At 42.6% G+C, this 12472-nt stretch carries 9 protein-coding genes; 4 read left to right on the forward strand and 5 right to left on the reverse strand.

Features of this window, described 5'->3' with window-relative positions; translation table 11 throughout:
* Positions 1-513 precede the first annotated feature (513 nt).
* From Q7674_RS00005 to Q7674_RS00020, 4 genes are all read right to left on the reverse strand, one after another.
* Positions 514-1545: an IS630 family transposase gene (locus Q7674_RS00005; RefSeq protein WP_305422151.1), complete on the reverse strand. Its 1032-nt coding sequence runs from the start codon at positions 1543-1545 to the stop codon at positions 514-516.
* A 529-nt stretch (positions 1546-2074) separates the two neighbouring features.
* Positions 2075-2920 carry a DmsC/YnfH family molybdoenzyme membrane anchor subunit gene (locus tag Q7674_RS00010; protein WP_045066135.1) on the reverse strand — a complete coding sequence of 282 codons (846 nt, stop codon included), beginning with the start codon at positions 2918-2920 and terminating at the stop codon, positions 2075-2077.
* A 1-nt stretch (position 2921) separates the two neighbouring features.
* Positions 2922-3539 carry a DMSO/selenate family reductase complex B subunit gene (locus Q7674_RS00015; RefSeq protein ID WP_008988756.1) on the reverse strand — a complete coding sequence of 206 codons (618 nt, stop codon included), beginning with the start codon at positions 3537-3539 and terminating at the stop codon, positions 2922-2924.
* Positions 3540-3548: 9 nt separating this feature from the next.
* Positions 3549-5993, reverse strand: a complete 2445-nt coding sequence (locus tag Q7674_RS00020) for a DmsA/YnfE/YnfF family dimethyl sulfoxide reductase (protein ID WP_045066137.1) — start codon at positions 5991-5993, stop codon at positions 3549-3551.
* A gap of 310 nt (positions 5994-6303) precedes the next feature.
* Between Q7674_RS00020 and Q7674_RS00025 the strand changes: the two genes are divergently transcribed.
* Positions 6304-6885 carry a TorD/DmsD family molecular chaperone gene (locus tag Q7674_RS00025; RefSeq protein WP_045066139.1) on the forward strand — a complete coding sequence of 194 codons (582 nt, stop codon included), beginning with the start codon at positions 6304-6306 and terminating at the stop codon, positions 6883-6885.
* Complete coding sequence (locus tag Q7674_RS00030; protein ID WP_237156793.1) at positions 6885-7412, forward strand: 4Fe-4S dicluster domain-containing protein; 528 nt, start codon at positions 6885-6887, stop codon at positions 7410-7412. The genes Q7674_RS00025 and Q7674_RS00030 overlap by 1 nt, the downstream gene beginning before the upstream one ends.
* Before the next feature lie 103 nt (positions 7413-7515).
* Here Q7674_RS00030 and Q7674_RS00035 read toward each other — a convergent pair whose 3' ends face one another.
* The gene (locus Q7674_RS00035) at positions 7516-8616 is read right to left on the reverse strand and encodes an OmpP1/FadL family transporter (protein WP_045066142.1); all 1101 of its coding nucleotides are present in this window, start codon (positions 8614-8616) and stop codon (positions 7516-7518) included.
* A gap of 567 nt (positions 8617-9183) precedes the next feature.
* Between Q7674_RS00035 and Q7674_RS00040 the strand changes: the two genes are divergently transcribed.
* Positions 9184-10668: a carbon starvation CstA family protein gene (locus Q7674_RS00040; protein WP_045066144.1), complete on the forward strand. Its 1485-nt coding sequence runs from the start codon at positions 9184-9186 to the stop codon at positions 10666-10668.
* Between the two features lie 122 nt (positions 10669-10790).
* Positions 10791-12461 (forward strand): sensor histidine kinase, encoded by a 1671-nt coding sequence (locus Q7674_RS00045; RefSeq protein ID WP_045066146.1) that lies wholly within the window; start codon positions 10791-10793, stop codon positions 12459-12461.
* The last annotated feature ends 11 nt before the right edge of the window (positions 12462-12472 follow it).

Here is a 12472-nt window from a genome sequence, read left to right on the forward strand (position 1 = left end):
ATTAACTAAAACCCAAAGACCTTAAATTTGTTTTAAGGTCTTTTTTTATTCAATCAAACATTAGAGAAACAAAAATAAAACAACGTGTAATTAAACACCACATGGAATAAACAATTCTTAACATAATCTTTTTTAATACTTTCTATGTTTTGTAAAAAAGTGTAAATGAATACAACACAAACAGTAAGTGATTGATAAATAGATACTTAATTATATATCCAACTAGATTGGATAATTTGATTATTCATACCTCAAACCTATAATTCACGTAATTTTATAAATTAGAGATAGTAAAATTTGGTATTAACTTCCATGAAGAAAAGTATCATTCGTTTTTTATCATTAAATATCATTTTTGTGCTTTGCATGATCTTGTACAACTATGTACATATTAATATGATTGAATATGATATTAAAAACCATTACGACCGAATTATTTCTGCCAGTAACGAGTTTTATCAACACTATTTAAACACAGAAGTAGAGAATAAAGAGCCGGGTATATATACCGAATCAACTTGAAGATGCTGTTTTTAGAACCTGAAAGTTATCATTAATTCGAGATATCAACGAACCTGCGATCTCTGGAAGAGTCACAGTAAAAAATTGATCTATTGCAACCTTGAAGTCTCGTTTGGTTTTGAAGTAAACATTGTTTCTCGACTTCTCGTTCATTACTTTCCATAACCGCTCTATCGGGTTGAGATTAGGGCTATAAGGCGGAAGGTAATGGAGTTCTATATTGAGGACAAAGGCAGCGCCTTTAACCAAATCACTGCGGTGATATCCCGCACCATCCAAGATAATATGAAGTTTGTGGGTTAATGGATAACTGTCTCTTAACTTACAGAAAAAGCGAACAATCGTTTCACTGTTCATGCTCTCATAATCGTGAACAATAGTTGCACCAATATCCGACAGATTCAGTGCACCAATAATGTTTAATCGGCTACGATTACCGATTGTTTCAATCAATTTATCTTGCCCAGTACGTATCCAGCCATGAGATATTTTTGTGGATAATGTTGGGTGAACAGCGTCGATAAAGACTATCGATTCATCTTTGCCACAACTCACCTTTAGGACGTTATAAGCCTCAATAAATGCTTTCTGCTCTGATTCATCAAACTTGTGTGGCACGCCTTTCGGTTGCTTGTAGCTAAAACCATGGAGGTGAAGCCATTTGTTCATACCCGAAACCGTGTAATCGAGCCCAAATACCTCTTTAACATAGGTGACAATCTGATGAGTATGAGAATTGGTTTTCTCAGTTAAATGCTCGATGAGGTGCATGGTTTGACTTGCTGAGAGCTTACTCTGACTTCCACCGTTTTCAGGCTTAAGCTTTTCAGAAAGAACGTAGTCGCTCAGGTGGCGTGCAACGGTCGACTCATGAATGCGAAGAGCTTGAGAAATCATAATTTGACTCCAACCTTCAAAAGCCAGCAGAACTGCCTTTATGCGGTCGCACACTCGACTATCACGCTCAATGTGGTGCATTTGTTCGAGTCGTAATTTCTGTTGAGGAGTCAGTATAATTTTCATGCGCTTAGCATGATCCTGATTTTAGAGAAAATCAAGCAACTTCAATGATCACGGGTATATACATTATCAGGTGATAAGCATCGTGATTACGACCTGTCGCAAGGCGGATTTATAGTATCTGAAAAAAGCGACGTACCTAATCTCAATAAATATATAAATTTATACCCAAGTGACTTCAATATGCCTGATTCAGAGCAAAGTCACTGAGTTGAATTCAAGGAAGACAACGAAGCGGAATAGCGGGCTCTTTCCAAGTTGTCTGACGCAAGAAGTCGGCTCAGTGACACGCTCCCAAAGGGCGAACGTCCTTAGCTCTCAAACTTTGTTAACGATTCTCAATGTAGAACCACTATATCTTCGAATCGTTGCCGCGCCTGAGAACTAAGGTCGTCTCGCTGAACACTGCATCTTGAGGTTGCTTGGGTATTATTGAAAGCCATGAATAAAAAAATGGATAGAAGCTCTCGCCCCTATCCATTGTATTTTCAGCTTATCACTTACGCTTACATGCTCTTATTATTTCGGAGCATTACATGCCAGCACTTAAGTGCATGCCGTAAAACATGCCACGACCGATTAGCTCTGCTACTACAATCATGGTAAACGCCATTGCCATCGGAAGTACTGTCACTTTCTTACGCTGAACCACAGGCAATAACCACAACACCATCGCAGCTACCGTTAAAACGATACGGGTTAGCTGTAAGCTTGTGTGCTCAGGTACGACGGCTAATGCAGTCGTCACACTGGTTTCAATGCTTGCAAGGTGCGATGAAAGCAACATCACAACCATCACGACAGCGAACATGCCAACCAGCCCCATGATAGGTAACAGCTTATTCGCCGCTGTGCTGTCATGTTTTGCTACTGATAGCAATAGTTGTGCTAATGCCGTACCGCTGATCAGCATAGTGATCATAAATGCCGCAGGTGTGAGCGGTGTGTACCATGTCGGAACGGTATCAATCATGTAAACCATGGTCATGGCATACATAAAGGCAACACCCACCAGCATTGCGCCCACCATAAAGGCTTTGCGAATTGCCACACTGCCAAGCTTTAATACTGACAATAACCAGAACATGCCACCTAAAGCAAAGAACGCACTGCCCGTTGCAATTTCATTTGATAGCCAAGAGCTACCCAACATGTTCAACGCATTCATTGCGCGCAGTGGGCTACCAAGGTGCATGATAGACGCTAAAAAGCCCACACCCATGATTGCCCATAAACCGAACATCGCTTGATGCAGACGCTTTTCCGCTGCCAGTGACAGCTGTTTTGTTAACATCATGGTGGCTAACACTAAAAATGCACCAACCGATGTTTGTGCCAATACCGTGAAAACGATAAGCGGCCATTCATGCCATGCCATATTACACTTCCTTCGGGTTTGCCAAGTGACCTGTGGTATCTCCACATGGACGCGCATGGCGGTTCGGTTTAATGATGATGTTTGGTTGCGTTAATGATGCTTTTGGTAGCGGTGCGACTTCTGCATGGCTGCCGTATTTAGCACGTAGCTCCGCAATAGGACCAAACTCCAATGCACGTAGTGGACAAGAATCCACACAAATAGGTTGTAACCCTTGACCCACACGCTCGTAACAACCATCACATTTGGTCATGTGACCTTTTTCAGCGTTATATTGTGGTGCACCGTAAGGACATGCCATACCGCAGTACTGACAACCGATACATTTTTCAGTATCCACCACCACAAAACCGTCTTCTTTACGCTTGTGCATTGCGCCACTTGGACACACCTTGGTACAAGCAGGTTTAGTACAGTGATTACACGCAATAGATACGTAGTAAGAAAACACGTCTTGACGCCATGTACCGTTATCTTCTACCCAATTACCACCTGCGTATTCATACACACGACGGAAGTTAACACCCACATCTAAGTCTTTGTTGTCTTTACAAGAAAGCTGACACGTTTTACAACCGGTGCACTTACTTGAATCAATATAAAAGCCGTATTGTTTCATGCTTTAACCTTATGCCTTTTTCACCAGTTGAACTTCCACTAAGTTAGTGTGCTGTGGGTTACCTTTCGCCAGCGGACTTGGACGCTGTGACGTTAATACGTTGATACAGCCACCTTTATCGACTTTGCGTTTATCCGGTGCGTACCATGCGCCTTCACCCAACGCGACCACACCTGGCAGAATACGAGGAGTCACTTTAGCTGGAATTTGAGTTTCACCACGATCGTTGAAAATACGGATCAAATCGCCATTTGCGATACCACGTTGCTGGGCATCAATCGGGTTAATCCACATTTCTTGACGTGCCGCTTCTTTGATCACATCGACGTTGCCGTAGGTTGAGTGACAACGGGCTTTGTAGTGGAAACCTGTTAGCTGCAATGGGAATTGCTCACGCTTCTTCGAGTCCCAACCATCAAACGTCGACACATAAATCGGCAATGGGTGGATCACTTCATCATCTTGTAGCTCCCATGTTGCCGCAAGGTGTGCTAAACGCTCAGAATAGATCTCAATCTTGCCCGATGGTGTAGTTAGTGGGTTCTTCTCTGGATCTTCACGGAAGTCTTTGTAAGCCACAAAGTGACCGTTTGGATCGCGGCGCTTGTAGATACCTAGCTTACGCATGGTTTCAAAATCAGGCAGTGATGGATCTTGCTCACGGGTTAATGCATACAAGTGACGTAGCCACCCTTCTTGATCGCGACCTTCAGTAAATTGCTCGCCCACGCCCATACGTTTTGAAATTTCAGAGCAGATCTCGTAAATACCTTTGGCTTCAAATTGCGGTTCAATCGCTTTATCAGCAAAAATGAAGTACGGCATGTTGGCCGCTTTAGTATCCATACAGAAATCAGATTGCTCTGAGGTTGTTAGATCCGGCAGTACGATATCGGCATATTTGGCAGATGACGTCATGTGGTTATCAATCACCACAATCAGCTCACAGGCTTTGTCGTCTTGTAAAATATCGTGCGTTTTATTGATGTCCGAGTGCTGGTTGATCAAGCAGTTACCAGCGTAGTTCCAGATCATCTTAATTGGTGATTTAAGCTGTTTAACACCACGGACACCATCACGTAAATCGGTCATCTCTGTGCCGCGTACAATCGCATCTGTCCATAGGAACATTGGGATCGACGCTTCAATTGGGTTCGTTAAGGTTGGGAAACGAACAAACGGAATGTTGTAGTCAGATTCACGCGCACCAGTACCACCACCGTTAATGCCCACGTTACCCGTTAGCAGTGCCAACATTGCGATCGCACGACAAGCAATTTCACCGTTTGCAGTACGTTGTAAGCCCCAGCCTTGCAGTACTGCACAAGGTTTGGTTGAGCCAATTTCACGGGCTGTTTTAATAATGGTATCAACTGGAATGCCCGTAATTTGTGCCGCCCACTCAGGGGTTTTCACAATACCGTCTGCGCCTTCACCTAAGATGTAAGACTTGTAGTCACTCTTCGCTGGTGCTGATACTGGTAGGGTTTTCTCATCGTAACCGACACAGTATTTATCCAAGAATGGCTGATCGACCAAATCTTCTTTGATCATCACATACGCCATCGCAGCAACGAACGCAGCATCTGTACCAGGACGAATTGGGATCCACTCATCTTCACGACCACCAGCAGTGTCGGTGTAGCGAGGGTCAATCATGATCATGCGCGCTTTTGAGCGCTCTTTTGATTCCATTAGGTGATGGATCAAACCACCGCCTGACATACGGGTTTCAGCAGGGTTATTACCGAATTGAACAATCAGCTTGGTGTTTTCAAGATCAGAGAACGAGTTACCTGCGCCCCAACCACCATAGGTGTAGTTAAGACCTTCTTTGATTTGTGCTGTTGAGTAGTCGCCGTAGTGATTTAAGTAACCACCACATAAATTCATCATACGTGCCACAAGCGATCCCGCTGGCGGCCATGATTTAGTCACAGTGCCGCCAAGCGTACCTGTGCCGTAGTTAAGGTAGATCGCTTCGTTGCCATGATCTTTGATGATTCGCTTCATGTTATTAGCGATTTCATCGTAAGCCTCATCCCATGTAATACGTTTGAATTTACCTTCGCCACGATTACCGACACGCTTCATTGGGTACTTCAAGCGATCTGGATTGTAAACACGACGACGCATTGAACGACCACGTAAACACGCGCGCACTTGGTGATTACCGTATTCGTCATCACCTGTGTTATCGGTTTCTACCCATTTGATTTCACCATCAACTACGTGCATACGTAATGGACAACGGCTACCACAGTTTACGGTACACGCACTCCATACGATTTTTTCGTTCACCGCTTGCTCGGTGGCAGCAGCAACAGGGCTAGATTTAAATGGCAGGGTCATGGCGCTGGCAGTCGCAGCCAATCCACCGACAGCACTCGACGTTTTCATAAAATCACGTCTTGAGAGGCCACCGGAAATCATTGCTTTCAGTGTGTTTTTCATAGGACAACTACTCATAAAAAATGCGAAAAGACTCTCGCGGTCTTTTTCTGGGCGTCCTTTTACACTTAAAGCAGAGGATGAAATATTGCGCTCAATCAATAAACCGTATTTGAAATATAAAATTCCACCAACGTTAAATCACAACTGAGAAGTTAGTCACAAAATTTTATAAATTTAAATTATCCAGAATATTTAACAAATTTATAATCATATAAATAAATATATCAGCACCATGACTTTTTTGATTTAGCGCAATTTTTTCCGCTTGTTAACTCGGTATGCTCCGCCAAAAATTTATAAAGTTGAAATAATGCATTACGAATCTACACTTTTTCGCCTTCTTGGTGGCTTATTGTTCTACTCACCAAGCTCAAACAACGGCTCCACCATTCTGCAAGCCTTCGCTGAACAAGATGATGATTTATTAAAAAATATTGCAGCACTTGCGCACGCTGTTAACAGTGACGAACTTGAATCCGATCACTTCCATTTACTGCAAGGTAGCGGTGATATGCCATGTCCGCCTTGGGGATCGGCGTATTTAGATAAAGAAAATGCCCTGTTTGGCTCATCGACCTTGCAATACCGTGAGTTCACTCGCCAGCAAGGCTTTGCCTGCGATACCGGAATGCGTGAGCCTGAAGATCACATTGGTTTAATGCTGATGTTAGTCTCAATATTGCTAGAGCAAGATAATAAAGCGGCAGCGCATGAGTTATTTACTCAACATCTCATGCCATTTGCCCCTTTCATGCTAGAGAGCATGCAGCAACATGCAAAAACCGATTTTTACCAACAACTTGCCGCTTATACGCTGGCATGGTTGACCATCTATTGTGAAGAACAACAATTGGAAATCGTGAACCGTCATAACTACTGGCAAGAGGCGTAATGATGAAACACGATAGCGCCGATTTAATGCAGCAAGAGAGCGAAGTAAACCACAGTCGTCGTGGTTTATTTCGCGCGCTATCTCGTGGTGTTTCACAATCAGTTGAGACACCAGAGGCAGGAAAGATAAATGCAGGAAGACCACTTGGCGCTGTTGAAGAAAGTCTATTTACGCATCTCTGTGATAACTGTTCGGCATGTGTGAGTGCTTGCCCACAGAATATCTTAACTATGGGTAACAATGGGCCTGTGATGGATCTCAGCTGTAACCATTGCACCTTTTGCCAAGCTTGTATTAATGCTTGTCCGACTCAAGCACTTAATACTCTAAACATCACAGATACAGGCTGGCGTCCCACTTTTAGTAAAAGCTGTAACGCTAAGATCTTTGATAATTGCCAAGAATGTGTCGATGATTGCCCGAAACAAGCACTCAGCCTGATTGCTAACAGCACGCCTATTTTAAATGATGATTGTAATGGCTGCGGAGAATGCCTATCGAGTTGTTATATTGGCGCGGTGTGTTAATAAATTAAATAATCAATGGCTAACAATCAGAGAAGTAACAGAATCACTCCCTGAAATTATGCTATCGATACAATTAAATTAATAATTTAAACAGTACATGGCGCTAGCGAAACTTATAGTTAACCCCTATTGATATTGCCATTCCGTCATTTTTTACAGAGACAAGCTGAGTGGCTCCCATATTGTATTCTTTCGGTTCGTAATGTTCTTGCAGCCATGCTCCAGTCACTAGCCAATTATCATTAAATTTATAACTCATTCCGAGACGGTATCGCTTATCTTTTCCGCCTAGACTATCAATCACTTCATCTTCACTATAACCCGCCATAAACAACCAATCACCCCATTGGTAACTACTCGATATGGCAACGCGTTTGCTATTTCTCTCCCCAACAAGTAAACCAAATGGGTCGTTGTATTCACTGTAGTGAATGCCTTTTCCATCCCACATTGTTTCACTAACAGAAACATTTATTGTCCATACTTCTGTTGGTAACCAAGAAAAATAAAAACTAGTTTGAGAGGGTAAGTCAAAGTTAGCCTGCTTATCACCAAAGTCACTGCCATATTGATGCTTTACCGCAAAGCTTAAATCAGATCTTGGTTTCCAAGTTAGGCTCAGAGCCCCAGACCAGCCGTTGTCTCTGCCTTTCCATCGGCTATGTTTATCGTGACCAAAATGGCGACGATTCTGCTCTAGCTCGTACTCGGCATGCATATATTCAGCACTTGCTGCAATGCTCAATGTTCCCCAACGGTACGCTAATGTAGGCACAGCCGAAAGCACGATTGGGCTAACCCGTGTTTCATAAAATAATGGAAGAAAACTCGGACCAATTTCAGGCACAGAAATATCAGCTGCAATTCGACTATAAAGACCAAATCCGGCATAAAAATTATGACTTAATGGCGATGATATAAAGAATGATGGTATTGGATGTTTCTTTTCGTACTGAGACACCTTACCAAAGATTTCATAATCTGATGTCACGCTGTATTGTGTCATCGCAGCGGTGATATTTTTAACTTCCAACTGAGTAATACTTGAGGGCGCAAGCGCAAGTACACTGGCATCCAATGCAATAGCACCATTAGCAGACGCCAGCGCAGTATTGGTTGCCGATGATTCGGAAAAACTTAATCCTGTCGCAAATAGTGATGAAGAAAAAAATAACGGGAAAAATGAGATAATTTGGCGAGACAAAGAAATTCCTTAATATAAATATGCACCACGTGATTCAGACATATATAAAGAAGCACTTAAGTACGTTTAAAACTAAAATATATTAATAATTTTATTTATATAAATATGGGGAGACTGGTTAAAACTTATATTTATACCAATAAGACATCTGCATCTTTACTTATTTTAAATAAGCACTGATTTCAATCACATCACACTATAGAAGATCATTTTTTATGCTCATATCTCATTGTAATTATTGTTATTTTACACATTTATATTATGTGCTTTATAAAAAATAAGTAATCAAATGTAAATTTGAAAACACTCGCCCTTAGTTAGCAACGAAACTCAATAAATACCTTTAAGGTAAGAATGTATTTAACCCACATCGGGTAACAAGACTATGAGGTAACATCACTAGTTCACAGTTTCGATTCTCTTCACAACAGCATAAACCACTCATCCTTCATAACGACCACTCATCACACTATTCTGCCACTCACACATTGAGCGCATGCAGTGAATATAAGAGGCGAATATCATACGTCCTAAGCTTCCCCAAACACTCAATTAAGGACAATTGCTATGATGTGGTTTCTCACCTGTGTCGCAGCCCTCATTGGCGGCTACTTCATTTACGGTGCTTTCGTAGAGAAAGTATTCGGCATCAATGAACAACGTAAAACCCCTGCTCATACCAAAACTGATGGTGTCGACTTTGTACCTATGTCGACCAAACGTGTTTACCTTGTTCAGCTACTCAATATTGCAGGTGTTGGCCCTATCTTTGGTCCAATCATGGGTGCACTGTATGGCCCTGCCGCTATGCTTTGGATTGTAGTCGGCTGTATTTTCGCAGGCGCAGTACACGATTATTTCTCTGGTATGTTATCTGTCCGTAATAGCGGTGCGTCAGTGCCAAGTATTACAGGTCGCTACTTAGGTAATGGCGCAAAACATTTTATGAACATCTTTGCCATTGTCCTATTGCTTCTTGTGGGTGTGGTATTTGTTTCTGCCCCTGCCGATATGATCACAAATCTGATCAACGAACAAACTAGCCTAACGGTTAACGTTACCACTATGGTTGTGCTGATCTTTGGCTACTACATTCTCGCGACGATTGTGCCTGTCGATAAAATCATTGGTCGATTCTACCCACTGTTTGGCGCACTGCTTATCTTCATGTCGGTTGGCCTAATGACTGCGATTGCGTTCTCTAGCGAACACACAGTAATGGGTGATTTCAAAGTAAGTGAAATGTTTACTAACCTAAACCCAAATGACATGCCGCTATGGCCTGCGCTGTTCATTACCATTGCATGTGGTGCTATCTCTGGTTTCCATGCGACACAATCACCACTGATGGCGCGTTGTATGCACAATGAGAAAAACGGTCGTTTCGTATTCTACGGTGCGATGATCGGTGAAGGTGTGATTGCGCTAATTTGGTGTGCTATTGCGTTGTCTTTCTTCGGCTCACTGGAATCACTATCAGAAGCGGTGAAAAGTGGTGGTCCGGGTAACGTGGTTTACAGTGCATCCTTTGGTTTATTAGGTACATTCGGTGGTATCTTGGCTTTCCTTGGTGTGGTGATTCTACCAATTACGTCTGGGGATACTGCATTTCGTTCAAGCCGTTTGATCTTGTCTGAATACTTCAACGTTGAGCAAAAAACACTGCGTAATCGTCTATTAATGGCTGTGCCACTGTTCGTATTGGGTGGCATCTTAACTCAGGTTGATTTCGGTATTATCTGGCGTTACTTCGGCTTTGCTAACCAAACCACGGCGGTAATGATGTTGTGGACGGCTTCAGCTTACCTATTGCGTCATAACAAGCTGCACTGGATCACCACAGTTCCAGCTATCTTTATGACTACAGTGTGTGTGACCTTCATTTTAAACAACAGCACACTCGGTTTTGGTCTTCCAATGCAGATCTCAACTATTGCAGGTATCGCTTTCTCGCTCTTCGTGACAGGTTATGTGATCAAAACATCGAAAGGCAAAGGTGAAACGGATTTAGCTGATGAAGAGCAAACACCAACAACCTCTGAAACAGCTTGATAAACCGATACTTTTATTTACCTCGTCATTGTTCATAATGATGTAATAGTAAGAGCCTGCTCAACGCAGGCTCTTTTTGTTTGCCTTACAATCTCGGCATTCTTTTCAAGGTTAGGCTCACCATGGAACTGGTTCTCTCCCTGCTACAACAATTGTGCGTTTACTTAGTATTGGCTTATATGCTGAGTAAAACCCCGATCTTCTTGCCTTTGCTGAGTATGTCATCTCGCCTCAGCCATAAAGTGATTTGCTATTTACTGTTTTCAAGTTTCTGCATTCTTGGCACTTACTTTGGCTTACATATCGACGATGCAATTGCGAACACCCGTGCTATTGGTGCTGTAATGGGCGGATTATTTGGCGGTCCAGTGGTGGGTTTTGCGGTTGGTTTAACGGGCGGTATTCATCGCTATACCCTTGGTGGCTTTACCGATCTTGCCTGTACTATTTCAACCACTGCCGAAGGCTTAATCGGTGGTTTACTCCATGTTTACCTGCTTAAACGTAACAAAGGCGCATTGTTATTTAACCCTTGCATGGTGTTTGGTGTCACCTTTGTTGCTGAAGTGGTGCAGATGCTCATATTAATCACTGTCGCCAAACCTTTCGAGCAAGCCTATGAGCTAGTTTCTACCATTGCCGTTCCAATGATCATTGCCAATTCCGTTGGTGCGGCCTTGTTTATGAGTATTCTGCAAGATCGTAAAACGATATTTGAAAAGTATTCAGCCACGTTTTCACGTCGCGCTTTAACCATTGCAGATCGCTCGGTGGGGATCCTCAGTACCGGTTTTAACAGTGACAATGCCAATAAGATCGCGCGTATTATTTACGAAGAAACCAATGTCGGCGCAGTTGCCATTACCGATCAGGAAAAAATCTTGGCCTTTGTCGGTATTGGGGACGATCATCATCAACCTAACACCCCCATTTCATCGCAAAGCACCTTAGATTCGATGGCAAAAAATGACATCATTTACCTCGATGGACGTGAACATCCTTACCAATGCTCATTAGCATCACACTGTAAGCTGGGGTCGGCTCTGATCATCCCGCTACGAGCAGGTAATAAAGTAGTTGGCACCATTAAACTTTATGAGCCTAAACGTAAGCTCTTTTCTACCGTCAATATGTCGATGGCAGAAGGAATTGCGCAGCTATTATCAAGCCAAATTCTCTACGGTGATTATTTGCAGCAACAAACCTTATTATCACAAGCTGAAATTAAGCTGCTACATGCGCAAGTAAATCCTCACTTTTTGTTTAATGCACTTAATACCATCAGTGCCATCACCAGACGCGATCCTGATAAAGCCCGTGAGCTTATTCAAAACTTATCGCAGTTTTTCCGTAGTAACTTAAAACAAAACATTAATACCGTGACGCTGCGTGAAGAGTTAGCCCATGTGAACGCCTACCTCACGATTGAGAAAGCCCGTTTTACTGATCGCTTAACCGTGAAGATTGATATTCAAGATAAACTGCTTGATACCAAGCTACCAAGTTTTACCCTACAACCTCTGGTTGAGAACGCCATTAAACACGGTATATCCGAGATGTTAGAAGGTGGAACAGTGAAAATTTATAGCAAACCTCACCCACAAGGTGATGAAATCATCGTTGAAGATAATGCGGGTAATTATCAGCCACCAGCAGATAATCATGTCGGTTTAGGGATGGAGATCGTCGATAAACGGCTATCAAATCAATTTGGTCGTGACTCAGCGCTAAAAATTGCCTGTGAGCAGCACCAATTTACCCGAATAAGCTTTATTATCCCCCACGCACAATAAGTACAATCAAA

Origin of the sequence: Photobacterium leiognathi (assembly GCF_030685535.1) — a bacterium.
GTDB lineage: Bacteria > Pseudomonadota > Gammaproteobacteria > Enterobacterales > Vibrionaceae > Photobacterium > Photobacterium leiognathi.

Excerpts from the sequence above, each read along its gene's own strand:
- Q7674_RS00005 (WP_305422151.1), bottom strand. The coding sequence starts at position 1,545 with ATGAAAATTATACTGACTCCTCAACAGAAATTACGACTCGAACAAATG.
- Q7674_RS00010 (WP_045066135.1), bottom strand. The coding sequence starts at position 2,920 with ATGGCATGGCATGAATGGCCGCTTATCGTTTTCACGGTATTGGCACAA.
- Q7674_RS00015 (WP_008988756.1), bottom strand. The coding sequence starts at position 3,539 with ATGAAACAATACGGCTTTTATATTGATTCAAGTAAGTGCACCGGTTGT.
- Q7674_RS00020 (WP_045066137.1), bottom strand. The coding sequence starts at position 5,993 with ATGAAAAACACACTGAAAGCAATGATTTCCGGTGGCCTCTCAAGACGT.
- Q7674_RS00025 (WP_045066139.1), top strand. The coding sequence starts at position 6,304 with ATGCATTACGAATCTACACTTTTTCGCCTTCTTGGTGGCTTATTGTTC.
- Q7674_RS00030 (WP_237156793.1), top strand. The coding sequence starts at position 6,885 with ATGATGAAACACGATAGCGCCGATTTAATGCAGCAAGAGAGCGAAGTA.
- Q7674_RS00040 (WP_045066144.1), top strand. The coding sequence starts at position 9,184 with ATGATGTGGTTTCTCACCTGTGTCGCAGCCCTCATTGGCGGCTACTTC.
- Q7674_RS00045 (WP_045066146.1), top strand. The coding sequence starts at position 10,791 with ATGGAACTGGTTCTCTCCCTGCTACAACAATTGTGCGTTTACTTAGTA.